The organism is Cognatundibacterium oligocarboniphilum (genome assembly GCF_013377855.1).
Taxonomy (GTDB): domain Bacteria; phylum Pseudomonadota; class Gammaproteobacteria; order Burkholderiales; family Burkholderiaceae_D; genus Undibacterium; species Undibacterium oligocarboniphilum.
Map to the genome: position 1 here is coordinate 448,075 of NZ_JABXYJ010000001.1, position 23,986 is coordinate 472,060.

The 23,986-nt window shown below is 51.2% G+C and carries 21 protein-coding genes; 16 read left to right on the forward strand and 5 right to left on the reverse strand.

Going from position 1 to position 23,986, the window contains the following annotated elements; genetic code table 11:
- The first annotated feature begins 124 nt into the window (after positions 1 to 124).
- From HV832_RS02135 to HV832_RS02200, 14 genes are all read left to right on the forward strand, one after another.
- Positions 125 to 502, forward strand: coding sequence for an Mth938-like domain-containing protein (locus tag HV832_RS02135; RefSeq protein WP_176801883.1), 378 nt, complete (start codon positions 125 to 127; stop codon positions 500 to 502).
- A 2-nt stretch (positions 503 to 504) separates the two neighbouring features.
- Positions 505 to 2,196 carry a glycosyltransferase family 39 protein gene (locus HV832_RS02140; protein ID WP_176801884.1) on the forward strand — a complete coding sequence of 564 codons (1,692 nt, stop codon included), beginning with the start codon at positions 505 to 507 and terminating at the stop codon, positions 2,194 to 2,196.
- 22 nt (positions 2,197 to 2,218) lie between these two features.
- Complete coding sequence (locus HV832_RS02145; RefSeq protein WP_176801885.1) at positions 2,219 to 2,590, forward strand: EamA family transporter; 372 nt, start codon at positions 2,219 to 2,221, stop codon at positions 2,588 to 2,590.
- Between the two features lie 140 nt (positions 2,591 to 2,730).
- Positions 2,731 to 3,858, forward strand: a complete 1,128-nt coding sequence (locus tag HV832_RS02150) for a DegT/DnrJ/EryC1/StrS family aminotransferase (protein WP_176801886.1) — start codon at positions 2,731 to 2,733, stop codon at positions 3,856 to 3,858.
- A gap of 19 nt (positions 3,859 to 3,877) precedes the next feature.
- Complete coding sequence (locus tag HV832_RS02155; protein ID WP_176802096.1) at positions 3,878 to 4,843, forward strand: glycosyltransferase; 966 nt, start codon at positions 3,878 to 3,880, stop codon at positions 4,841 to 4,843.
- Position 4,844: 1 nt separating this feature from the next.
- A complete protein-coding gene (locus HV832_RS02160) occupies positions 4,845 to 5,753 on the forward strand; it encodes a formyltransferase (RefSeq protein WP_176801887.1) in 909 nt (302 codons plus the stop codon).
- Between the two features lie 60 nt (positions 5,754 to 5,813).
- The gene (locus tag HV832_RS02165) at positions 5,814 to 6,854 is read left to right on the forward strand and encodes a bifunctional UDP-4-keto-pentose/UDP-xylose synthase (RefSeq protein WP_176801888.1); all 1,041 of its coding nucleotides are present in this window, start codon (positions 5,814 to 5,816) and stop codon (positions 6,852 to 6,854) included.
- Positions 6,855 to 6,862: 8 nt separating this feature from the next.
- Positions 6,863 to 7,786, forward strand: a complete 924-nt coding sequence (locus HV832_RS02170) for a polysaccharide deacetylase family protein (protein WP_176801889.1) — start codon at positions 6,863 to 6,865, stop codon at positions 7,784 to 7,786.
- A gap of 47 nt (positions 7,787 to 7,833) precedes the next feature.
- Entirely contained in the window at positions 7,834 to 8,310 is a 477-nt protein-coding gene (locus HV832_RS02175; protein ID WP_317889296.1) for a peroxiredoxin, read from the forward strand.
- A gap of 116 nt (positions 8,311 to 8,426) precedes the next feature.
- On the forward strand, positions 8,427 to 10,151 hold the full coding sequence (locus HV832_RS02180) for a PhoH family protein (RefSeq protein WP_176801891.1): 1,725 nt from the start codon (positions 8,427 to 8,429) through the stop codon (positions 10,149 to 10,151).
- A gap of 111 nt (positions 10,152 to 10,262) precedes the next feature.
- Complete coding sequence (locus tag HV832_RS02185) at positions 10,263 to 10,745, forward strand: MarR family winged helix-turn-helix transcriptional regulator (protein WP_176801892.1); 483 nt, start codon at positions 10,263 to 10,265, stop codon at positions 10,743 to 10,745.
- A 101-nt stretch (positions 10,746 to 10,846) separates the two neighbouring features.
- The gene (locus HV832_RS02190; protein WP_176801893.1) at positions 10,847 to 12,322 is read left to right on the forward strand and encodes an efflux transporter outer membrane subunit; all 1,476 of its coding nucleotides are present in this window, start codon (positions 10,847 to 10,849) and stop codon (positions 12,320 to 12,322) included.
- A complete protein-coding gene (locus HV832_RS02195; protein ID WP_176801894.1) occupies positions 12,322 to 13,566 on the forward strand; it encodes an HlyD/EmrA/EmrK family protein in 1,245 nt (414 codons plus the stop codon). The genes HV832_RS02190 and HV832_RS02195 overlap by 1 nt, the downstream gene beginning before the upstream one ends.
- Positions 13,566 to 15,119, forward strand: a complete 1,554-nt coding sequence (locus HV832_RS02200) for a DHA2 family efflux MFS transporter permease subunit (RefSeq protein WP_176801895.1) — start codon at positions 13,566 to 13,568, stop codon at positions 15,117 to 15,119. The genes HV832_RS02195 and HV832_RS02200 overlap by 1 nt, the downstream gene beginning before the upstream one ends.
- Positions 15,120 to 15,180: 61 nt before the next feature.
- Here the strand turns inward: HV832_RS02200 and HV832_RS02205 are convergent, their stop codons facing one another.
- The 5 genes from HV832_RS02205 to HV832_RS02225 form a co-directional block, all read right to left on the reverse strand.
- Positions 15,181 to 17,067 (reverse strand): MFS transporter, encoded by a 1,887-nt coding sequence (locus HV832_RS02205; RefSeq protein ID WP_176801896.1) that lies wholly within the window; start codon positions 17,065 to 17,067, stop codon positions 15,181 to 15,183.
- Positions 17,068 to 17,157: 90 nt separating this feature from the next.
- On the reverse strand, positions 17,158 to 17,904 hold the full coding sequence (locus HV832_RS02210) for a polysaccharide deacetylase family protein (protein WP_176801897.1): 747 nt from the start codon (positions 17,902 to 17,904) through the stop codon (positions 17,158 to 17,160).
- A 7-nt stretch (positions 17,905 to 17,911) separates the two neighbouring features.
- Positions 17,912 to 19,228, reverse strand: coding sequence for a hypothetical protein (locus HV832_RS02215; protein ID WP_176801898.1), 1,317 nt, complete (start codon positions 19,226 to 19,228; stop codon positions 17,912 to 17,914).
- Positions 19,229 to 19,235: 7 nt separating this feature from the next.
- A complete protein-coding gene (lolD, locus tag HV832_RS02220; protein WP_176801899.1) occupies positions 19,236 to 19,934 on the reverse strand; it encodes a lipoprotein-releasing ABC transporter ATP-binding protein LolD in 699 nt (232 codons plus the stop codon).
- A gap of 4 nt (positions 19,935 to 19,938) precedes the next feature.
- Positions 19,939 to 21,195, reverse strand: a complete 1,257-nt coding sequence (locus HV832_RS02225) for a lipoprotein-releasing ABC transporter permease subunit (protein WP_176801900.1) — start codon at positions 21,193 to 21,195, stop codon at positions 19,939 to 19,941.
- 67 nt (positions 21,196 to 21,262) lie between these two features.
- Between HV832_RS02225 and HV832_RS02230 the strand changes: the two genes are divergently transcribed.
- The gene (locus HV832_RS02230; RefSeq protein WP_176801901.1) at positions 21,263 to 22,255 is read left to right on the forward strand and encodes a hypothetical protein; all 993 of its coding nucleotides are present in this window, start codon (positions 21,263 to 21,265) and stop codon (positions 22,253 to 22,255) included.
- Positions 22,252 to 23,946, forward strand: a complete 1,695-nt coding sequence (recJ, locus tag HV832_RS02235) for a single-stranded-DNA-specific exonuclease RecJ (RefSeq protein ID WP_176801902.1) — start codon at positions 22,252 to 22,254, stop codon at positions 23,944 to 23,946. The genes HV832_RS02230 and recJ overlap by 4 nt, the downstream gene beginning before the upstream one ends.
- The last annotated feature ends 40 nt before the right edge of the window (positions 23,947 to 23,986 follow it).

Genomic DNA, 23,986 nt, shown 5'->3' on the forward strand with positions numbered 1-23,986 from the left:
GCGATTCGCTCAACAGAATAATTTCATACCAATGCCAGAGCGGGCATGACATTCATGAAAAAAAAGTTACAATGCCGCACTGAAAGTTCTCCGTCAAAGATACTCCTTTGCATAAAATACCTACATGAAGTTGCACTCCACACCCACCCAGCAATATCAGACCATCACGGCTTACGATGCTGACAGCGTTGAAATTAATGCCATCCCTTTCCGGCACAGCCTGATCGTGCTGCCCGAAACAAAGCCCGTCCTCTGGCCGGTAGAGCGCTTTGACAATCTGAATGCAGCAGATTTTGCACAAATTGAAGCAACCCGCCCGGATGTAGTGATCCTCGGGACGGGAAATCGTCAGCGCTTCATTCATCCTAAACTGATCAGCAGCCTGACGTCTCAAAGGATCGGCGTTGAATGCATGGATAACCAGGCTGCCTGCCGCACTTACAATATTCTGATGGCAGAAGGCCGCAAAGTCGCTCTGGCACTCATCATGGAAATCGCCTGACGATGAATGCACGCTCCCCTTTTGAGTCAACCCGCACGCTGTGGGTGCTGAGTATCGGCTTTTTAATCGTCTGGATGGCGATGTTGGGAGCCAGGACCCTGGTTCCGACAGATGAAGGTCGCTATGCCGAAATGGCGCGTGAAATGCTTGCCAGCGGGGACTGGATCACCCTGCGTCTGAATGGCATTAAATATTTTGAAAAACCGCCGCTGCAAAACTGGATGAATGCGCTGACCTTTGCCGTTTTCGGACTCGGCAACTGGCAGGCCAGACTATGGACCGGCTTGTGCGGCCTGATCGGTATCGCGTCGATCGTGTTCACCGGAACGCGTATTTTCAGTCGACGCACTGGTATCATGGCAGGCCTGGTACTGGGCTCCAGCTTTTACTGGGCCGGAATGGGGCATGTGAACTCACTGGATATGGGGTTGTCAGGTATGATGACCATCTCCATGTGCGGCCTGTTGCTGGGCCAGCGCAACGACGCCAGTGAACATGAACAGCGTAATTTCATGCTGCTGTGCTGGGCAGGCATGGCACTTGCCACCCTGTCTAAAGGATTGATTGGTTTTGTGCTGCCCGGTGCTGTGCTGGTGATTTACACCCTGCTGATGCGCGACTGGAAATTGTGGACACGCCTGCATTTTTGGAAGGGCCTGGCCCTATTCCTGATCATCACTGCCCCGTGGTTCATACTGATTGCCCTGCGAAACCCTGAGCATCCACATTTTTTCTTCATCCACGAGCATTTCGACCGCTTCACCAGCGGAGTTCATAAACGGGGCGGCGCCTGGTACTATTTTTTCCCTTTCCTGTTGCTGGGCATCGTTCCATGGCTGGGTTTACTGCTGCAAGGATTGTGGGCGGGCGTCAGTGAAAAATCACAAGGTTTTCAGCCTCTGAAACTGCTGTTGATCTGGTCTGTTTTCTTTTTCTTCTTTTTCAGCATTTCCGGCTCCAAACTGCCAGGTTATATTTTGCCGATTTTCCCCGCACTGGCTCTGCTGATTGCGGTTGCGATTGAAAACAGCACGGTACGTCACATCAGGCTGGCCGCAATTCTGTTCGCAGCAATTGGCCTGACCGGATTGCTGGGGCTGCCTTCTCTGATGACAAAGCTGGTTCAGAACAAACCTGCAATCGAAGTTCCGCTGTATCAGCAGTATCTACCGTGGCTGCTGGCTGCCAGCGGACTGACACTCGCAGGCGGTCTCGCTGCATGGAGAGTGGCTGCCAGCAGGCAGGCGGGTAAAGACTGGGCCGTCGTCCTGTTGGCGACAAGTGGCTTTCTGGCTGGTCAAATTACCTTTCTCGGCCACGATCCATGGGGAAAGTATATTGCCGGAACGGCGTATATCCCAGCCATACAGGCTGAGCTGAAAAATCCGGATACGCCGGTTTATGCGGTAGGTCGCTACGAACAGGCGCTGCCGTTTTATCTGCGGCATCAGTTGATTCTGGTTGAATTTCCTGACGAAATGGAATTTGGCCTCCAGCAACAACCGGAATTATGGATTCCCAAACGGGAGGACTTCGTTACCCGCTGGCTGAAGCATCAGCAAAATGGGGAAGCAGCGGTGGCTATTTTGCGCACGGATATTTATCACGACTTTCAAAATCAGCACCTCCCGATGCGCGTCATCGGCGAAGACCCCAAACGGGTCATCATCGCCCTGCCCGCAGTCACACAATAACCACTTTTGGCCTGAAATTTTTATGAATCTGAATACTTTTGGTTTTATTATTACCGGTATTTTGCTCAATGCGCTGGCGCAGTTACTGCTGAAAAAAGGTACCAATGCAGTCGGCGCCATTCACCTGAATGCTGAAAATTGGTTCCACACCGGCGTGCAGCTGGCAACCCAGTTGCCGATTATCGGCGGCCTCTCGTGCTATGTGATTTCGGTGGTGGTCTGGATTATCGGTTTATCCCGCGTTGATGTATCGATCGCATACCCGATGCTCTCGATCGGCTATATCGTGAACGCACTCGGCGCCTGGTACTTTCTGGGCGAGGTCATGTCATTACAGCGCTTGCTGGCGATCGGCATTATCATCATCGGCGTCGCCCTGCTGGTAAAAAGCTAGAACGCTAAATCCGGAAAGTTGGGGGAGTATAGATAAAAAATTCCCTATTTTCCTCTAATTTAAAAGGTGAGTTTTAAATACTCTCCCAGAGTATATGGGGTAACCAACCCCGACCTATTAACTGTTAATGAAAGATGACCATGAGTGAGTCTTTAAACTTCCTGCCATTCACCAAACCGACTATCGACGAGGAAACCATCGCAGCGGTAGCGGATGTACTGCGGTCTGGCTGGCTGACCAGCGGCCCGAAAGTGCAGGCGCTCGAAGCGCAGTTGTCTGAGTATTTTGGCGGCCGTCCGGTACGTACTTTCAATTCAGGAACCTGCACCATGGAAATCGCCTTGCGTATCGCTGGCATCGGTGCAGGTGACGAAGTCATCACAACCCCCAATTCATGGGTGGCAACTGCCAACGTCATTATCGAAACAGGTGCAACTCCGGTCTTCGCCGACATCGATCCCAAAACGCACAATATTGATCTGGATAAAGTGGAGGCGGCCATCACTCCACGCACCAAGGCCATCATTCCCGTGCACATGTGCGGACTGCCATGCGACATGGATAACCTGTACGAAATTGCCAGCAAATACAAACTGCGAGTGATTGAAGATGCGGCTCAGGCAATCGGCTCCAGCTGGAAGGGAAAGCGTATCGGTGCATTCGGTGACTTCGTGTCATTCAGTTTTCAGGTCAATAAAAACATCATGACTGGTGAAGGCGGCTGCCTGGTACTGAATAACGCGGAAGAAGCGCGTCTGGCGGAAAAATATCGTTTACAAGGCGTCACCCGCAACGGTCTCGATGGCATTGATGTCGATGTGTTGGGCGGCAAATACAATATGACCGATATCGCTGCCGCTATCGGCCTGGGTCAGATGAAACGCTTGACCGAATTCAACGCCAAACGGTTGGAACTGGCGCAGTATTATTTCGAGCAGTTTGGCAGTGACTTTGAAACCCGGACAGGTGCGGAGCTGCCAGTGGCGGATTTTGAAAATTCTAACTGGCACATGTTCCATCTGGTTCTGCCGGAACGGATCAACCGCGCTGTATTCATGCAGCAGATGTTAGACGTCCAGATCGGCCTGGGTTATCACTACCGCGCGATTCATTTGTTCACCTATTACCGTAATCGCGGTTTCAAGGAAGGCATGTTCCCGGTTGCCGAACGCATCGGCAAACAAATCGTGACCTTACCGTTGTTCCCGACAATGACAAAAGCAGATGTCGAACGCATCGTGTCTGCGGTAAAATCCCGCCTTCTCTGAAACCGGTCAATTAAAAATGATGAAACCCGAACTCTCTGTCGTCATTCCTGTATATAACGAAGAAGCCGGTCTGGCCAAACTGTTCGCCCGCCTGTATCCAGCACTGGATGCATTAGCCGGGCGCGGCATCAGCTATGAAATTGTGTTTGTCAACGATGGCAGCCGGGATAATACTGCGCTGATCCTGTCTGATCAGTTCCGTTTGCGGCCAGATGTGACGCGCGTTGTGCTGTTCAACGGCAATTATGGACAGCACATGGCGATTCTGGCCGGATTCCATGCCACCCACGGCAATATCGTGGTCACTTTGGATGCTGATTTACAAAATCCGCCAGAGGAAATCGGCGCATTGGTAGACAAAATGCGTGAGGGGTATGACTATGTGGGCTCCATCCGCCGCAAACGCCAGGATTCTGCCTGGCGAACCTATGCCTCCAAGGCGATGAACCGCCTGCGTGAAAAAATCACCCGCATCAAAATCACCGATCAGGGAAATATGCTGCGTGCTTATGGTCGTAACGTGATTGATCTGATCAATCAGTGCAGCGAGGTCAACACTTTCGTTCCGGCACTGGCCTACACCTTTTCACGCAAGCCTACTGAAATCATCGTCGAACATGAAGAACGCTCTGCCGGCGAGTCCAAATATTCTATTTATAGTCTGATCCGCCTCAATTTCGACCTGATGACCGGATTTTCCATCATGCCTTTGCAATGGTTCTCGATGCTGGGCATGATGTTGTCCATCCTGTCAGGCGGACTCGTCAGCCTTCTGCTGGTGCGGCGTTTTATATTCGGTGCGGAAGCCGAAGGACTGTTTACCTTGTTTGCGATCGCATTCTTTTTGATGGGCGTGATCCTGTTTGGTATTGGCTTGCTGGGAGAATATGTCGGCCGCATTTATCAGCAAGTCCGGGGAAGACCGCGTTATGTGGTGCAAACCATTCTGGAAAATCATTCCAGCGACGCACCGGAAAGTAACTAAGATGATTTCTGAAAAACCTGTCGCCGTTGTATTCGCCTATCACAACGTCGGCGTCCGCAGCATTAAGACCTTGCTGGCCAGGGGAATCCATATCTCCCTGGTGGTAACACATCAGGATAATCCTGCCGAAACGATCTGGTTTGAATCGGTTGCCGACCTGTGCAAAGAGCATGGCATAGAAACGCTTACGCCAGCCGACCCTAAATCGGAAGAGCTGTATCAGCGAGTGGCATCTGTTGCTCCCGATTTCATTTTCAGTTTTTATTACCGTCATATGCTGCCAGTCACATTGCTGGCACTGGCAAAACGTGGTGCTTATAATTTACATGGGTCGCTGCTTCCCAAATACCGTGGTCGCGTTCCGGTAAACTGGGCTGTGCTGCACGGAGAAACTGAGACTGGTGCAACATTGCATGAAATGGCTGCCAAGCCTGATGCAGGCGGCATCGTCGGGCAGACCAGCGTGCCAATCCTGCCTGACGACACTGCTTATGAAGTTTTTGGTAAACTGGCCGTGGCTGCAGAGCAGACTTTGTGGCGTGCCCTGCCCGACCTGATCGCCGGAAAAATTCAGGTACAACCTAATAATCTGGCTGCCGGCAGTTATTTTGGCGGACGCAAACCGGAAGACGGCCGGATTGACTGGTCGCAACCTGCGCAGCAAGTTTACAATTTGCATCGTGCCGTCGCACCACCTTATCCGGGCGCTTTTTTCGAACAATCCGGGCATCACTTTATTATCATAAAAGCACGCTTATCAGATTTGTCGTTTTCAGATTTGCCGCCAGGCTTGCATGTAGTGGATAATGCGCTATTTGGCGTATGCGGAGATGGCAGCGCATTGCGTATCATTGAACTGAATCGTGACGGCAAGACTGTCACAGCGAGCGATTTGCACAGCCTGCATTGAATCACGGATATTTCTGCCGCTCATTCAAACTGCAATCCTAATTTTTAAGAAGAACTCATTATGAAAAAAGTCCTCATTCTCGGCGTGAACGGTTTTATCGGCCACCATCTGTCTAAACGCATTCTGGAAACAACCGACTGGGAAGTCTATGGCATGGATATGCAGACAGAACGTCTGGGCGAACTGATCAACCATCCGCGCATGCATTTCTTTGAAGGTGACATCACCATCAATAAAGAATGGGTCGAATACCACGTTAAAAAATGTGATGTGATCCTGCCGCTGGTCGCGATCGCAACACCTTCGACTTACGTGAAACAACCGTTGCGTGTATTTGAACTCGATTTCGAAGCCAATCTGCCCATCGTGCGCTCTGCCGCCAAGTACGGCAAACATCTGGTATTCCCATCCACATCCGAAGTCTACGGCATGTGCCACGACGAAGAATTCGATCCGGAAGAATCCGAGTTGATCTGCGGCCCGATCAATAAGCCGCGCTGGATTTACTCGTGCGCGAAGCAATTGATGGATCGCGTGATCTGGGGCTACGGCATGGAAGGCCTGAACTTTACCCTGTTCCGTCCGTTTAACTGGATCGGTGCGGGTCTGGACAATATTCACACGCCAAAAGAAGGCTCTTCCCGTGTGGTGACGCAGTTCTTTGGCCATATCGTGCGCGGTGAAAACATTTCACTGGTCGACGGCGGTGCGCAGAAACGTGCCTTCACTTATATCGACGATGGTATCGACGCATTGATGCGCATCATCGATAACAAGAACGGCGTTGCTTCCGGAAAAATTTATAACATCGGTAATCCAACCAATAATTATTCGATCCGCGAACTCGCCCACATGATGCTGGATCTGGCAGCCGAATATCCTGAATATGCGGAAACAGCAAAAAAAGTTCAGCTGACCGAGACCACATCTGCCGCTTATTACGGAAAAGGTTATCAGGATGTGCAAAACCGCGTGCCGAAAATTACCAATACCTGCGAAGAGCTGGGCTGGAAACCGGTGACCACCATGAAAGACACCATGCGTAATATTTTTGACGCATATCGCTCTCAGGTTGCCGAAGCCCGCGCGTTGATGGATTAAGTCAATCCATGTCATCCATTGTTCTGAAGATCGACGTTGACACTTATCGGGGAACACGCGAGGGTGTCCCGAATCTCGTCAGGCTGCTGAAAAAACATGGTGCCGGTGCAACTTTTCTGTTTTCACTCGGAAAAGATCACACTGGCTGGGCCTTGCGCAGGGCTTTTCGGCCGGGTTTTTTTCAGAAAGTGTCCCGTACTTCAGTTGTCAAGCATTACGGCATTAAAACACTGATGTATGGTGTTTTTTTGCCTGCTCCGGATATTGGCAGCTGTACCAGTGAAATGCGGGCGGTTCAGGCAGCGGGCTTTGAGTGCGGCATTCACACCTGGGATCATGTAGTCTGGCAGGACAATGTCCGCCAGCGCGGCGAAAAATGGACTCGCCATCAACTGCAACAGGCATATCAGCGTTTTCAGCAGATTTTTGGTGCTCCGCCAAATACACATGGCGCTGCCGGCTGGCAAATGAATAAATATGCCTTTCAGCAATTGAATGAGTTCGGTATGCGTTATGCTTCTGATGGCCGGGCAATGCTGAATGAAGATGGCAGCCTGACGAATCCGGGGGCAGGTCCTTACCGCCTGCAGGATGGTGCATGCATACAGATGCCGACAACATTGCCAACGCTGGACGAATTGCTTGGGCGACAGATCAATGGACAGGAAATTACGACCGGTAACATCGCTGCACATATTCTGACTTTGACGCAGACACACAGAGACCATGTATTTACCCTGCACGCAGAGCTTGAAGGGCAAAAACTCGCCCCCATATTCGAGGAATTGCTGATTGGCTGGATCGGGCAGGGATACGATTGTATTTCGATGGCTGATTTTTATGCGTCCATCAAAGACCAGTCATTGCCTGTTGCACCGCTAACATGGGCAAGCCTGCCAGGACGCTCGGGAGAACTGGTTGCGCTGATGTAAACCTGTGGCAGCAGCATTTTCTCCCTTCACACATCAAGGAGATTGTAGTGGCTGAAACCCCTTCCGCACTTAACTGCCAGGTTCCCGAATTTTCCGCTCCCATGACGGGCGGCAATACCTTTCAACTCAGCAATTTCGCGGGTAAAAATATCGTTCTGTATTTTTACCCAAAAGACAACACCCCTGGCTGCACCACGGAAGGAATAGCCTTCCGTGATCTCCATCCCCGATTTTCGGCAGCGAATACTGAAATTTTTGGTATCAGTCGCGATAGTCTGCGTTCTCATGAAGGGTTTAAAACCAAGCTGGCATTGCCGTTTGATCTGATTTCCGACCCTGACGAAACCTTGTGCCAGCTGTTTAATGTGATGAAAATGAAAAATATGTATGGCAAGCAAGTCCGCGGCATAGAACGAAGCACATTTTTGATTGACGCCAAAGGTAAATTGGTGAAAGAATGGAGAGGCGTCAAAGTCGCAGGTCACGTTGATGAAGTACTTGAATTTGTGAGCGCACAAACATAATTGGACTCAAACGATTTTTTATTTTTCAAAGCCGCAGATGGTCAATCCAGCATTAATGCCGGGTAAGCCACAGCGGCTTTTTAATTTTCCAGCTCTCACTTTTTACTGAGGTATTCATGCCATTGCCTAAAATGCCGGCAAAACCAGCCGCCTTACTGTCTCCCAAAGACTATCCAAAAACAGAAACAGTAAAGAACACCAAAACGGCTGCAAAAACAGTCAAAGCGACGCCCCCGGAGCACATGAAAACACCTTCTGCCGGCAGCGTTATTCCCGCCAGAAGAAAAATGCCAGTTGCAGCGGATAAGACACCAGTAGTGATTGCCAGAGCAAACTCTGAAAAGTCTGCCAAGGCGACTCCTGCTGCTGCGACAGAAAAAAAGGTGCCGGAACATCGCGCCAAATCCAGCACCAGCAAAGCAGCAGATGAATCCGGTACGACCAAGCTGTTTGTGCTGGACACCAATGTGCTGATGCATGATCCGACCTCTTTGTTCCGCTTTGAAGAACACGATATTTATCTGCCGATGATCACACTCGAAGAATTGGATGATCATAAAAAAGGAATGTCAGAAGTGGCGCGCAATGCACGCCAGGTATCGCGCTCTCTGGATGCACTGGTCGGAGACATTGATCATCACGCGATTGAAAAAGGGATTCCTTTATCAAAATTAGGTAATAAAGATGCGAAAGGCCATCTCTATTTCCAGACCAAGCTGCATGTCAATGAATTGCCACGCGGCTTACCTCAGGGCAAGGCTGACAATCAGATTCTGGGCGTAGTGCAAGCACTGGAGCAGGAATTTCCCGGCAGACCGGTTGTACTGGTGTCCAAAGACATCAATATGCGTATCAAGGCACGTGCCCTGGGGCTGCCTGCAGAGGATTATTTCAATGATCACGTCCTCGAAGACTCTGATCTGCTGTATTCCGGAATTGTCCAATTACCTGATGACTTCTGGAACCGGCACGGCAAGGGAATTGAAACCTGGCAAGAGAATAAAAATGGTCTCAGCTCCACGTTTTACCGGATTACCGGTCCGGTTATCCCTTCTTTACTGGTCAATCAGTTCGTGTATCTGGAGCCTAAAAATGGGGAAGCCTCATTTTATGGACAAGTCAGACAAATCAACGGTAAAACAGCTGTTTTACAAACACTGAGGGATTACGGGCATGTCAAGCACAGCGTCTGGGGCATTACCTCGCGCAACCGCGAACAAAACTTTGCACTGAACTTATTGATGGATCCTGAATGTGATTTCGTCACCCTGCTGGGTCAGGCCGGTACCGGAAAAACCTTGCTGGCACTGGCAGCTGGTCTTGCCCAGGTTCTCGAAAGCAAGACCTATAACGAGATTATCGTAACGCGCGTCACCGTTCCTGTTGGTGAAGATATCGGCTTCCTCCCGGGTACGGAAGAAGAAAAAATGTCACCATGGATGGGAGCGTTTGACGACAATCTGGAAGTACTGAATAAGTCTGATAACGATGCCGGCGACTGGGGGCGAGCTGCAACACAGGATTTGATCCGGTCAAAAATCAAGATCAAATCTCTGAACTTCATGCGGGGGCGGACATTCGTCAATAAATTCCTGATTATTGATGAGGCACAAAATCTGACGCCCAAACAAATGAAAACACTAGTCACCCGTGCTGGTCCGGGAACAAAAATTGTCTGTCTTGGCAATATTGCCCAGATTGACACGCCTTACCTGACTGAGGGCTCCAGTGGTCTGACTTACGTAGTTGACCGTTTCAAAGGCTGGGCACATAGCGGTCACGTGACGCTGGCGCGCGGCGAACGCTCTCGTCTGGCAGATCATGCGAGTGAAATTTTGTAATTGATAACTTATTTCACAGATAAAGGCGCTGCGTTGCAGCGCCTTTTTTATGGTCTGCAAAAATTTATGACTTGATATAAAATATTGCCTAGTCAATGATTTTTTATGATCATGAATACTCAAGATTCCTCACTGAAGTTCGATGTTTCCCATCTGGAGGATAGTGTCGGCTATTTACTTGCCAGAGCGCGGACTATGCTGTCCAGATCGGTGGATGACTCCTTGCGCTCGCTGGGTCTGACGCATGCTCAGGCCAGTGTTTTCCTGCTGATTAACGTTGGAAAATGCAGCACGGCGGCAGAACTGGCAAGAGATCTGTTCATCGATTCCGCAGCAATGAAGCGCACGGTAGACCGGCTGGAAGCGAAAAACTTTATCCGGCGCATCGCTGATCCTGCCGATAAACGCTTGTTTAAGCTGGAGCTGACAGAGACAGGGAAACATCTTGCAGAACAATTGCCTCCGCTTTACCGGGAAGTGCTGAATGTCGGATTTACCGGATTCACTCAGGAAGAAATCGGTTTTCTGAAAAGCCTGTTGCGAAAGTTATTAGCTAACCGGCCCTTGCTTGAAGAAAAAAATAATCATTGCTGAGACAATTAATTTATCTTGTTTCATCCCATTTTAAAGATATCGCCCCCATGAAATCCATATCTAAAAAACACAACAGCTCCCAGCGGTTGTTCAGGCGCTTAATGTCAGCCAGTTTGATAGCCAGTGCTGTCACGATGCTGTCTGCCTGTGTGAGTTACGACGGCATACAAAGCCAGGCGCAATTAAAAACCATCGCTGATCAGGCTAATTCCGGCATCTTTGCCAATCAACACGGGCAATGGCCGGCAGCCGACTGGGCGCAGCAAATCGGCGGCGGCGATTTGCAAACCTTGATTCAAACCGGCCTACGTGATAACCCTGGTCTGCAAGCGGCGGCAGCCCGTATTCAGGCAGCGCAGGCAGCAACAGGGATTACCAAAGCGAACACCCTGCCTTCTGTGAACGGTAATTACAGTACGACCTACCAACGTTTTACCGAGCATGGTCTCATCCCTCCTCCGCTGGCCGGCACTTACGACACCGATAATCAGCTGGCACTGAGTGCCTCTTACGAACTGGATTTCTGGGGCAAACATCGTACTGAAATGCGCGCTGTTCTGTCTCAGGAAAAAATTGCAGAAGCAGAACAGCAGAGTGCACGCTTAATGCTCAGCAACGCGATTGCCCGCAGCTGGATACAACTGATTCGTGGCTATCAGCAACTGGCCATCAGTGAACAGCAACTGGCTATCCGGGAAAAGCTGGATGTGTTGACCAGCCAGCGCGTCAAAGCCGGGTTGGATACCAAATCCGAGATTCAGCAAAGTCTGATTCAGATTTCCAATCTCAAAAATGAAATCAGCAACTGGAAAGAAAATATTATGCTGACCCGAAATCAGCTGGCTGCTTTGATCGGTGCCGGACCTGAACGCGGTCAGCAAATTCCTGTTCCACAATATCAGCCGCCTGGCGACATCACAGCACCTGCCAGCCTCCCTCTAGAGCTGATCAGCCGTCGGCCAGATATCACTGCCGCACGCTGGCGTGTGGAAGCGGGGCAAAGTGAGATTGAATTATCCAAAACTCAATTTTATCCGAACGTGAATATTTCCGGTTTCGTTGGTCTTTCAAGTCTCGGACTGGATCATTTACTTCGATCGGGCAGCATGATCAACGGCATTGGTCCTGCAATACATCTCCCTGTATTCGAAGGCGGCCGCTTACGCTCGCAATTAAAAAACCGGGTTGCCGGCTATGATGTCGCAGTCGCCACCTACAATCAAAGCCTGACCGATGCCTTGCACGAAGTAGCAGATCAGATTCAGATTATTCAGGTATGCAATGAACAATCAAAGCAGCAGCAGCAAGCCGAACAGGCAGCCTGGACTGCCCTGAAGCTCGCTCAACAACGTCAGCTGGCAGGTACAGCCAACGTATTACCTGTGCTGATGGCCGAAAGCGCCCTGCTCTCCCAGCAAAAATTATCGCTGGACATCCATTTGCGGCACATAGACAGTCAGATCAATCTGATCAAGGCTCTCGGTGGCGGCTATGACAGCCATGCTGTGCCAGACAGCAGCACATCCAGACTCACAACAAAAAATCATTCAGTATCCAACATTCCGGAGGTAGCGTAATGAACGCTCCAGTACAAAATTCCACGCCATCTACTCCTAATGAACCTGCTTCCGACAACAGCAAACGTCGGGGACTGTTGCTGATTGTCTCCGGCATCATTCTGCTGGCGGGCATCGCCTATGGCGCATGGTGGGCGCTGGTCGCCCGTAACTATGAACATACCGATGATGCCTACGCCGCCGGCAATGTGATTCAGGTCACGCCACAGATTGCAGGTACAGTCGTCGCCATTCATGCGGACGATACAGATCTGGTGCAGTCTGGCAAGCCGTTGATTGATCTGGATAAAACTGACGCCAAAGTCGCTCTGGAGCAGGCCGAGGCGCAACTGGCGCAGACGGTACGCGAAGTCCGTGTTCTGTTCGCTAACAATGCCAGTTTGCAGGCTAATATCGATGTCCGTAACAGTGACGTTGAGCGTGCCAAGTCCGATCTGGCACGACGTCAGCAATTGCTGAGTACCGGCGCCATTTCTGCTGAAGAACTGGAACATGCTAAGAATGCACTCAAAACAGCAGAGGCTGCCCAGCTTGCGGCACGTGAACAACTCGGCGCCAACCGGGCGCTGACAGACAATACCAGCGTCAGCCAGCACCCGAATGTATTACGCGCAGCCGCAAAATTACGCGAAGCGATGCTGGCATACAGCCGTGCCTCCTTACCTGCACCAGCAACCGGCTATGTGGCCAAGCGCGCCGTTCAGGTCGGTCAGCGAGTCGCTCCAGGTGCGCCTTTGCTATCGATCGTACCGCTCAATTCGCTGTGGGTGGATGCCAATTTCAAGGAAGTACAACTGGCGCACATGCGCATCGGTCAGGACGTAACACTGCACGCCGATCTGTATGGCAGCGACGTCGAATACCACGGAAAAATTGTCGGTTTGTCTGCCGGTACAGGTGCCGCATTCGCGCTGCTGCCGGCACAGAATGCCAGCGGTAACTGGATCAAGGTTGTACAACGTGTTCCAGTGCGTATTTCCCTTGATCCGAAAGAACTCGAAAGCCATCCTTTGCGTATCGGCGTATCGATGCAGGTACAGGTGAATATCTCTCAGCAACAGGGTGCACCTGTCACGGCCAGTCAGCCAGCAAGAGTAACGCCGGCATATCAAACGCAGGTATTTGAACAGGCTGCCAAGGATGCCGACCAGCGTATTGCCCAGATTATTCAGATCAACTTATCCAATGCTCAGAACAGTACTCCAGCAACCGTAAAAAATACCGCGGATACGAAAGCAAAATAATGAGCACAGCTTCCCGCGCTCCGTATGCGCCATTAAAGGGATCGCAACTGGCTATGGGCACGCTGGCCTTATCGCTGGCGGTATTTATGAATGTCCTGGATTCCTCGATTGCCAACGTTTCGATTCCGGCGATTTCGGGAAATCTGGGTGTTTCTCCGCAACAGGGTACCTGGGTCATTACATCGTTTGCAGTAGCCAATGCGATTTCTGTGCCTCTGACTGGCTGGCTTACCACGCAGTTTGGCCAGGTCCGTTTATTTATGGCATCCATTCTGCTGTTCGTCATTTCATCATGGCTGTGCGGGATGGCGCCGAATATCGAAATGTTGATCGCTGCCCGCATTTTGCAGGGAGCTGTTGCCGGCCCGATGATTCCGCTTTCGCAAGCCCTGCTGCTCGGGAGTTATCCACCCGCAAAAAGCTCGATGGCGCTGGCTTTATGGGGGATGACGACGCTGGTTGCTCCCATCATGGGCCCACTGCTTGGTGGCTGGATTTCGGATAATTATTCCTGGCCCTGGATTTTTTACATCAACATTCCGGTCGGATTATTTACGGCATGGGCGACCTGGTCGATTTACCGGAAGCGTGAATCTGCGATCAAGGCACTGCCTATTGATAAAGTCGGCTTATTTTTGCTGGTAGTCTGGGTTGGTGCGTTGCAGTTAATGCTAGACAAAGGTAAAGAACTTGACTGGTTCAGTTCCGGGGAGATCATCCTGCTGACCGTCGTTGCAGTGATCGGATTTATTTATTTCGTGATCTGGGAAACAGGACAAGACCATCCGGTCGTTGATCTGTCCTTGTTTAAAGGCCGTAATTTTTCTGCTGGCGTCGTTGCCATTTCGATTGGTTACGGGCTGTTTTTTGGCAGTCTGGTCATCATGCCTTTATGGCTGCAGACTCAGCTGTCTTATACTGCGACAGAGGCCGGAAAAGTCATGGCGCCAGTAGGTATTTTTGCGATTTTACTGTCGCCCGTGATCGGTAAGATTTTACCGAAAGTCGACGCCCGCAAGGTTGCCTCTGTGGCTTTTCTTGGTTTTGCGCTGGTGTTCTTTTTACGTGCGGGATTTACCACCGAAGTCGATACGATCACCCTGCTGATACCGACCCTGCTGCAAGGCGCTGCGATGTCGATGTTCTTTATTCCATTGACATCCATCATCTTATCTGGTCAACCACCCGATAAGATTCCCGCGGCATCCGGTTTGTCGAATTTCGTCAGGATCATGTGTGGCGGTATGGGGGCATCTATCATGACCACCATGTGGGATAGCCGTAGCACTATGCATCACGCACACATTACGGAGCACACAGGCAGTAGTTCCCAGTTATTCGTGCAGACCGTTCAGGGACTGAACCAGCAAGGTATTCCTGATGCAGGAGCTTACGCGCTCATCGACAGAATCATCAGCGTACAGGCCAGCACGATGGCTGCAACCGATCTGTTTTATATGGCAGCCTTTATGTTCCTCGGACTGATTGGCCTGGTCTGGCTGACTAAACCGAAAAAATCATCCATCCCGGTTGATGCCGGCGGTGCGCACTGACCCCATCTCCCTTTTGAATCCAATCAGGCCAGTCTTGCGTTACATAAGAGCTGGCCTTTTTTTAACGCCAGTTACCGCGTAACTGCGTTACTTTTTCCTGCAATACGATTGGGGATACCTGCGATGGCTGCATAACTTCTCCAACGACTAGTTCCAGTCTGGAAAAAGGTCCGCGCCGGAATGCCCGTTCAAACGGATTTCCCTGATCGCGGGTAAAAAAACTGCCCCATAACCCCCGCAATGCCATCGGATAAACCGGAACCGGCGAGCGCTCCAGTATTTTCATCACACCGCCGCGAAACTGATTGATATCGCCGGTGCTGGTCAGTTTGCCTTCAGGGAAGATACAAACCAGCTCGCCTTCATGCAGAGCCTGCGCAATATCGACATACGATTTTTCTGTCAGCCACGGATCCTCTTTGGCAGGCGCAATCGGAATCGCTTTGGCTGTGCGGAAAATCCAGGACAAAAACGGAATTTTAAAAATCTGGTGATCCATCACAAAGCGGATAGGACGTGGACTGCAGGCCATGATGACGATAGCATCCATGTAGCTGACATGATTGCAGACCAATATACCTGCTCCCTCCGCTGGAATACGTTCAGCATTGACAGTCCTGACCTGATGCACGGTATGAATCAGCAGCCAGGCGATGAAGCGCATTAAGAATTCAGGAACCAGGCTGAAAATATAAAGCGCCACGACTGCATTCAACATCGCGGTGGCCATAAATATCTGCGGAATGGTAAAACCCTGTTTCAGCATCAGCATGGCAGCGAGTGATGCCACCACCATGAATAAAGCATTGAGAATATTCATGCCGGCGATAGTGCGGGATAAATGGGCAGGATCGCAGCGCGTCTGAATCAGGGCGAATAAAGGCACGATGTACAAGCCACCAAAAACACCGATCATCACGATATCAGCCAGGATATGCACAGCGCCAGCCTGTTGCAGGAAACCCCACAGATCGACTATCTGCGTGTTCATATAAGTATTGCTGGACAAATACAGATCAAAACCAAAGACCGATAAACCGATCGCACCGAATGGCACCAGACCGATTTCAATTTTATGCCCCGATAATTTTTCACACGCCAGTGAACCAGTACCAATGCCAAAAGAAAAAAACGTCAGCAGCAATACAAAAACACTGTGGTCACCGTGCAGATAATTTTTTGCGTACTGAGGGAACTGAGCCAGAATGATGGCGCCATAAAACCAGAACCAGGAATTTCCCATAAGTGATAAAAACACCGGACGGTTTTTTTTGCTGAAACGGATATTTCGCACCGTCTCACTCAAGGGATTCCAGCTAACCGGCAATGCTGGTTCTGGTGCCGGTGAATAAGGAATACGCAAGCTGGCAATGTAACCCAGAACCGCGACGATGATGGTTCCGGTAGCGACAAGCTGCAATCCCCATGGCTGGTGTACCACCAGCATCGCTCCGAGAATTTCGCCCGCCAGAATGCCGACAAAAGTCCCCATTTCAATCAGGCCATTGCCACCGATCAATTCATCTTTTTGCAGATGTTGAGGTAAATATGCGTATTTCACCGGTCCGAATAATGTCGAATGAATCCCCATGCCAGCCACTGCGGCGATCAAGAGCCAGAGCTGATGATTCCACCAGCCATATGCGGCAATCAGCATGATGAAAATTTCCAGCAATTTGACCCTGCGTGCCATCACCCCTTTTTCAAACTTATCGGCCAACTGACCTGCTGTGGCAGAAAACAGGACAAAAGGCAGAATGAATAATCCGGGAATCAGATTATTCAGCAAACCGATATCCAACTTGGTCCACTCCAGCGTGTTGTAAGTCAGAATCGTCAGCAATGCAGTTTTAAAGACGTTGTCATTGAATGCCCCTAAAAACTGCGTCCAGAAAAACGGTGCGAAGCGATGTTGTTTCAACAGTCCGAACTGGCTGTGCTGGCCCATAAATCGTATCCGATCTCGAAAATCAAAAAGTATGGCGAAAATTATAACTGAAGTCACCCGGCAAAAATCTGCTGTGAAATCTGGCAAGTATCAGTCGCCCTCGTCTCCATGCTGAAAATAATGAATCGCCTTCTGTACCGTAAGCAAACGACAGCGGGACTCCGAAGCCAGACGCAATGCGGTCTCCAACTGTTGCGGACTGGTTCCCCATGGTCCGGGCTGCGCACTGACTTCATGAGAATAGAAAATCAGCCAGCCACGCTGCTGATCTGCCCGCCGGATCAACGCGGCAATCTGTTCCGTAGTCATGGTGTTGGCATACAAGGCCTGTGCCCGCAATGCAGCCAGATCGGCACGTCCGGTTTGTAATCCGCCGCCAGTGATGCGACTGTATGCAAACCGGCGCGATGCAGCAATTTTGCTGAGTAAGCCGTAAGCGCCAAAAGGGAATGCAAAGCCAGTGCTCGGCAACTGATGCGTCTTAAAAAATGCCTGATTACGCTCCCAGTCTGTCTGCAGGACAGGGATTGCTGTATCAGCGCAGTTTCGGTGCGCATACGTATGGCAGGCGATTTCATGTCCGTTGCACGCCAGTCTTTGCAAATCCTGTACGCTGTGACATGGCTGAGATTGCTCAATACCATCCGTTAAACCACCGCAGACATAGAATGTACCGCGAGCCTGATATTGCTCAAGCAAGGCAGCTCCTTGATGGCAGGCACTGGCAGGTACATCATCGAATGAAAAACTGATGACGCCGCGCTCCTGCTGTAATGGAATCCAGTGACAGGCCAGATGGCGGGCGGACAAGCGGCTGATTTTCCGGATTAAAGACATGGGCTCATTATTCCCGTATAGGATCGGAAGCACTAAGCGATTGCTGATAACGCAGCAATCCGACTTTCGTTGCGCTTCCCGGCAGATTTTCAAAAGTGTATTCCAGCCCTAACTTCATGACCGCCTGCTTTAACTGCTGGTCATCCGCTTTCCGGGTGGTCTTTTCGTAAAAGCTGTCGAAAAAAACTCTGAAGCCCCGCTCCAGCTGATAACTCGCACCGACACCGATCCGTTGCAGGTTTTCCTTCCGTGATGTATTCCCGGGCAGCGTCAGGCGCGGAATCAATTGCTGATCACTGGTCTGCCAGAGTGTCGAGAAATTAAATCTGGTTTTATCTGACCAATGCCAGAGCGCATCAAAACGCACACCCTTGCTCGTCACATACAGCACGGCCGGATCGACAATTGAAAATGGCCGGTTATATAACTGCATATCCAGTCTGAGTTTAGGAGAATAACGATACACACCACGCCAGATTGCATTGAATAAATTACTGTTACGTTCATCCAAAACGGTATAACGGCGACGAATCATGCCCAGATGCGCGCTGGTGGCGGTTTTGACACTGTATTGCCATTCTGCGTCCAGAAAAAATTCATTCTCCTGATAATGCCGGTCCAGATCGGCGATCTGTTGCGGTGTACGGTCCGGATAATACACATCGGAATGGCGTACTCCCGCACCGATACTGGAACCCGTTGGCGACAGGTATAGCGCGCCCGCCTGCTGTCCGCGTTCTGTAAAGTTATACAGCTGATTGACCGGCAGATCATACGCCAATTCAGAGCGGAACCAGCGGCTCCGTAGCTGCCATTCATCACTGATTTTGAGATTGATATCGGCGCTTCCGGTCGTCTGGTGTGCCAGATCACGCTCGGTCAGCGTACCGTTAATGTATTGAAATAAGCGTTTGTCTTTACCTGCCGTCACCCTGCCGTCGAGCACTTTGCCAGCATGCCACTCCAGCACCGCATCGCCAGCGGCCTGCTGATGATCGAGCTGGCGATAGTCTTTATAATGCCGGTTTCCCAATGACCCGGCCAGGATCAGTCTGGTCTGTTCTGAAAACAGCGGGATGATCGCACCGCCCCGCACATCGGCGGCATTGATCACCTCTGTCAGGCGCTGGATTTCAAGGCGCCGTGCATCTGTCTGATGGTCATAAAACCGAAAGGGATTGCTGTCAGTCAGCAAAGATGTTTCGAGCTGCAAAGCCAGATCATTGCTGGCGCTGGCAGTAGCAGCACAACAGGCCACCCCTCCCAGCAACATCATCTGCCGGAATGCAGGTATCAAAAACGGAGGAAAATGCCGGTCAGTCATGCGCCGCCTATTGCTGCAACAGACCCTGATCAGAGAGTCTGAATATCCGATCGCAACGGCTGGCCAGCTCCGCATCATGCGTCACGATTACAAAGGCGGTGCCAAGCGTTCTGGATAATTCCAGCATTAGCGCAAATACCTGCTGGGCGGTGCCACCATCCAGATTTCCAGTCGGCTCATCCGCCAGAACGCAAGCCGGCTGGGTCACCAACGCACGCGCCAGGGCGACACGCTGACGCTCGCCACCAGACAATTCTCCTGGAACGTGTCTGACTCTGTGTCCCAGCCCGACCCTTTGCAGTATTTGCTGTGCCGCTTGCTGCGCCTCTGAACGGGGCACACGACGGATCAGCAATGGCATGGCCACATTATCCAGCGCAGAAAATTCAGGCAGCAAATGATGAAACTGATAAACGAAACCCAAGGAGCGATTGCGCATCGCTCCTCTGGCAGATTCGCTCATGTTGCTGATATCCTCGCCCTGCAAACAGACTGTGCCCGTGGTCGGCGTATCCAGCCCTCCGAGTAAGTGCAGCAAGGTGGATTTACCGGAACCGGAAGCGCCGATAATGGCAAGCCGCTCTCCTTTATTGACATTCAGCGTAATACCTTTCAGAACTGAAACGGCTTCCGCACCTTCGTTAAAGGTCTTTCCAAGATTCTGACAGCTCAGGATCACTTCCCGTTCGTTTGTCTGTACATTCATCTCATCACTCATAGCGCAATGCCTCCGCTGGTTTCACGCGGGCGGCATGCCAGCTGGGGTAAATCGTTGCTGCGAACGCCAGAACCAGCGCCATGACACTGATCTGCCACACATCGGGCCACCGCAGATCAGACGGTAATGCACTGATGAAATACAGATCCTTCGGTAAAAAATCGACTCCCAGCAAGCGCTCAATGAAAGGAACGATCACGTCAATATTCAAAGCGACCACGACGCCACCTGCCACACCCAGCCCGGTTCCGATCAGACCGACGATACCGCCCTGAATCATAAAAATTTTCATGATTGAAGCGGGCGATGCTCCGAGTGTGCGGAGAATCGCAATATCCGCCTGTTTATCCGTGACAGTCATAACCAGAGTCGAGACCAGATTAAACGCAGCCACGGCAACAATCAGCGCCAGGATGATGAACATCATGGTTTTTTCTGTCTTGACGGCTGAAAAATAATTCCGGTTTTGCTGCGACCAGTCACGAATCAGCAGATCGCCAGATAAGGTGCGCGATAATTCAAGCGCAACCTGCGGCGCTTTCAGCATCTCCTTAATCCGCAGCCGCAATCCTGAGGGTCCGCTCAAGCGGAAAAATTTCTGGGCATCGGCAATGTGCATGAATGCCATGCCAGAGTCAAATTCATAATGCCCGGCATCAAAAATGCCCGCCACTGTAAATGCCTTGAGCCGGGGAACGACACCTGCCGGTGTCATCTGCCCTTCCGGCGCCGCCAGTGTGACTTTGTCGCCGACATGCACATGGAGATTGGCCGCCAGTGCAGACCCGAGAATAATATTAAACTCACCCGGACGCAGATCAACCCATCTGCCTGCTTTAATTTTTTCGGATACCTCCGACACATAACGCTCCTGATCCGGCAATACGCCGCGCACAATGACACCGTGCATCACATCGTCCCGGATAATCATCGCCTGGCCATCCACATACGGAGCGGTACCTGTCACGGCGGGATTTTTCTTTGCCTCCAGGGCTGTTTTCTGCCACTCGACCAGTGTGCCGCTGGGATCAAACACTTCTATATGTGCCAGCACGGAAAGCATGCGATCCCGGACTTCTTTCTGAAAACCGTTCATGACTGACAGAACAATAATCAATGCAGCGACCCCGAGTGCGATACCTGCCATAGAAATCATGGAGATAAAAGAAATAAAACTGTTTCTGCCGCTGCGACGCCCGGCCCGCGTATAGCGCAGACCGACCAACCATTCAAAAGAGAGATTTTTCACCGCAAATTCATTTCAAGTAAATAAGGCAGCCAGAAGTTTGCCACACATTTGCCATACAATGACATCTATGAAGAATTTAGAACTCCTGCTGCCATTCAGCCTCCCCCCCGCAGAACTCAGAAACGACCTGATCAAGGCCATACAGGCTCCGGCATTAGCAAACCTGCTGGCGGCCAGCACCACGGTACAATCAAAAGCTGCGGATGGATTTTCCAGCGCGCTTCCGCATGAATACTGGCTGGCAGGATATCCGGCTCCAGCTAATCCAGCGAACAGTCCGGCAATCAGCCTGCACAAAATGAGGACGTACAATTTGTCAGCTGATGACGGATATTGGTTTTTGCTGCAACCGGTACATATCCATATCGCCCGCGACCATCTGGTGCTGACTGATCAGCGCAGACTGGATCTCAGCGACCAGGAATCCAGGGAATTGTTTGATATCGCCAGAACCGTCGCGACAGAATCTGGTTTTTCGTTGGTATATGGCGACGCACAGCACTGGTTTTTACGGGCCGACAGCTGGTCAGGGTTGCGGACAGCGACACCTGATGCGGCCTGCGGTCACAATATTGATATCTGGATGCCGAAAGGACAGGAAGCCCGTGCCTGGAGAAAATTCCAGAATGAAATCCAGATGCTGTGGTTCACCCACGATATCAATCAACAACGGGAGAGCATCGGAAAAAAAAGCGTGAATTCGGTCTGGCTGTCCGGTGGCAGCGACAGTAAAGCAAACAGTTTCAAAGTAGTGCAAAAAAAAGAGCGATTCAGCCAGCTTTCCGCCACCAGCGATCAGACAGCCTGCGTCCTGGCAGATATACTGATTGAGTCTGCGCTGAATAATGACTGGGGTACCTGGCTGCAGGAAATCATCCGTCTGGAAGAAAACTGGTTTGCGCCTCTTTACAGCGCACTCCGGCAGCGTCAGTTGAAACAAGTCACCCTGATCTGTTCCGATCACAGGCAACTGCTCGGCTATCGCCTCAGCCCGTGGTCGCTCTATCAGTTCTGGCGCCGCCCACATCTGCAAAAATTATTTCCATCTGTTCAGCCATGACGCGCATCAGTACCCGCCCCTACTCACTGAGAGAATCAGAAATGCTGCGGCAAAGCGGTATGCACCCGGTGCTCGCACGCCTGTATGCAGCGCGCGGCATCAAACATGACGGCGAACTGCAAACCGGGCTGCATGCCCTGCTACCGCCTTCCGGGATGCATCAGATGCGCGAAGCCGCGCAGTTTCTGGCGGAGGCCATCGCCGCACACAAAAAAATCGTGATCGTAGCCGATTATGATTGCGATGGCGCCACAGCTTGCGCTGTTGGCTTACGTGGGCTGCGTATGCTTGGTGCGGATGTGGATTATATTGTGCCCAACCGTTTTGAGTATGGATACGGTCTGACCCCGGAAATTGTCGCACTGACTGTGCGTGAAAAAGCACCGGATATCATTGTCACGGTTGACAATGGCATCGCCAGTGTTGATGGTGTGGCAGCTGCCGCAGCACAAGGTATTGAGGTCCTGATTACAGACCATCATTTACCGGGCGAACAACTGCCTGCTGCCGTCGCCATTGTGAACCCGAATCAGCCTGGCTGTGGATTTCCCAGCAAACATCTGGCCGGAGTCGGCGTGATGTTTTATGTCCTGCTGGCATTGCGGGCCGAACTCCGGCAACGGAATGTTTTCAGTCTGGAAACGCAACCGAAACTGGACAATCTGCTTGATCTGGTTGCACTGGGGACGGTTGCCGACGTTGTCCGGCTCGATGTCAATAACCGTATCCTGGTGGCACAGGGACTTAAACGAATGCGGGCTGGCCGGGCCTGCGCCGGAATTACTGCCCTGTTTCAGGTAGCCGGGCGGGAATTGCGGCTTGCCAGCCCTTTCGATCTTGGCTTTGCTGTCGGTCCACGTCTGAATGCTGCCGGCCGGCTGGCGGATATGCGCTTGGGCATCGAATGTCTGACAACGGATGATGCAGGGAGAGCCTGGCAGATTGCTCAGGAGCTGCACAGTATTAACGCCGACCGCAAAGACATCGAACGTGACATGCAGGATGTCGCCTTACTGCATCTGGATCAGTTTCAGCCGGAGTCCAGCCACACGATTACCGTTTCCGACGAAAGCTGGCATCAAGGCGTCATTGGCATCGTCGCATCGCGCCTGAAGGATCAATTCTACCGACCTACCATCACATTTGCGCCAGCCGGAGATGGCACACTCAAAGGCTCAGGTCGCTCCATTCCAGGATTTCATTTACGGGATGCGCTGGATCTGGTGTCAAAACACGCACCGCAGCTGATCGAAAAGTTTGGCGGACATGCCATGGCAGCCGGACTGACGATCCGTGAAGAAAATTTTCCTGCGTTTCAGCAGGCATTTGAAACTGTCGGACAGGCATGGCTACAAAAGAAGCAGCTCGAGCGGGTGATTGAAACCGATGGTGAACTGGAAAACAGTTATTTCACCACTGACTTCATTCAACTAATCGATAGCCAGGTCTGGGGTCAGGGTTTTCCTCCCCCCGTATTTTGTGATGAATTTATGGTTATTTCCCAGCGTATTCTCAAGGAGCGCCATCTCAAGCTGGTGCTGGAAAAACAAGGCGTCCGATACGACGCGATCTGGTTTGGGCATACCGATCAGCTATCAGCCCGCTGCCGGGTTGCCTTCAGGCTCGACGCCAACGAATACAACGGCGTGACCCGTGTGCAGATGCTGATTGAACATATCGAGAACCAGTAAGCGTAGTTGGCAGACTTTCATCCGGATTGGTGCAACTTAA

What these genes read in the sequence shown, in the direction of transcription:
- HV832_RS02135 (WP_176801883.1), top strand. Translation starts at nt 125, where the DNA reads ATGAAGTTGCACTCCACACCCACCCAGCAATATCAGACCATCACGGCT.
- HV832_RS02140 (WP_176801884.1), top strand. Translation starts at nt 505, where the DNA reads ATGAATGCACGCTCCCCTTTTGAGTCAACCCGCACGCTGTGGGTGCTG.
- HV832_RS02145 (WP_176801885.1), top strand. Translation starts at nt 2,219, where the DNA reads ATGAATCTGAATACTTTTGGTTTTATTATTACCGGTATTTTGCTCAAT.
- HV832_RS02150 (WP_176801886.1), top strand. Translation starts at nt 2,731, where the DNA reads ATGAGTGAGTCTTTAAACTTCCTGCCATTCACCAAACCGACTATCGAC.
- HV832_RS02155 (WP_176802096.1), top strand. Translation starts at nt 3,878, where the DNA reads ATGAAACCCGAACTCTCTGTCGTCATTCCTGTATATAACGAAGAAGCC.
- HV832_RS02160 (WP_176801887.1), top strand. Translation starts at nt 4,845, where the DNA reads ATGATTTCTGAAAAACCTGTCGCCGTTGTATTCGCCTATCACAACGTC.
- HV832_RS02165 (WP_176801888.1), top strand. Translation starts at nt 5,814, where the DNA reads ATGAAAAAAGTCCTCATTCTCGGCGTGAACGGTTTTATCGGCCACCAT.
- HV832_RS02170 (WP_176801889.1), top strand. Translation starts at nt 6,863, where the DNA reads ATGTCATCCATTGTTCTGAAGATCGACGTTGACACTTATCGGGGAACA.
- HV832_RS02180 (WP_176801891.1), top strand. Translation starts at nt 8,427, where the DNA reads ATGCCATTGCCTAAAATGCCGGCAAAACCAGCCGCCTTACTGTCTCCC.
- HV832_RS02185 (WP_176801892.1), top strand. Translation starts at nt 10,263, where the DNA reads ATGAATACTCAAGATTCCTCACTGAAGTTCGATGTTTCCCATCTGGAG.
- HV832_RS02190 (WP_176801893.1), top strand. Translation starts at nt 10,847, where the DNA reads ATGTCAGCCAGTTTGATAGCCAGTGCTGTCACGATGCTGTCTGCCTGT.
- HV832_RS02195 (WP_176801894.1), top strand. Translation starts at nt 12,322, where the DNA reads ATGAACGCTCCAGTACAAAATTCCACGCCATCTACTCCTAATGAACCT.
- HV832_RS02200 (WP_176801895.1), top strand. Translation starts at nt 13,566, where the DNA reads ATGAGCACAGCTTCCCGCGCTCCGTATGCGCCATTAAAGGGATCGCAA.
- HV832_RS02205 (WP_176801896.1), bottom strand. Translation starts at nt 17,067, where the DNA reads ATGGGCCAGCACAGCCAGTTCGGACTGTTGAAACAACATCGCTTCGCA.
- HV832_RS02210 (WP_176801897.1), bottom strand. Translation starts at nt 17,904, where the DNA reads ATGTCTTTAATCCGGAAAATCAGCCGCTTGTCCGCCCGCCATCTGGCC.
- HV832_RS02215 (WP_176801898.1), bottom strand. Translation starts at nt 19,228, where the DNA reads ATGACTGACCGGCATTTTCCTCCGTTTTTGATACCTGCATTCCGGCAG.
- lolD (WP_176801899.1), bottom strand. Translation starts at nt 19,934, where the DNA reads ATGAATGTACAGACAAACGAACGGGAAGTGATCCTGAGCTGTCAGAAT.
- HV832_RS02230 (WP_176801901.1), top strand. Translation starts at nt 21,263, where the DNA reads ATGAAGAATTTAGAACTCCTGCTGCCATTCAGCCTCCCCCCCGCAGAA.
- recJ (WP_176801902.1), top strand. Translation starts at nt 22,252, where the DNA reads ATGACGCGCATCAGTACCCGCCCCTACTCACTGAGAGAATCAGAAATG.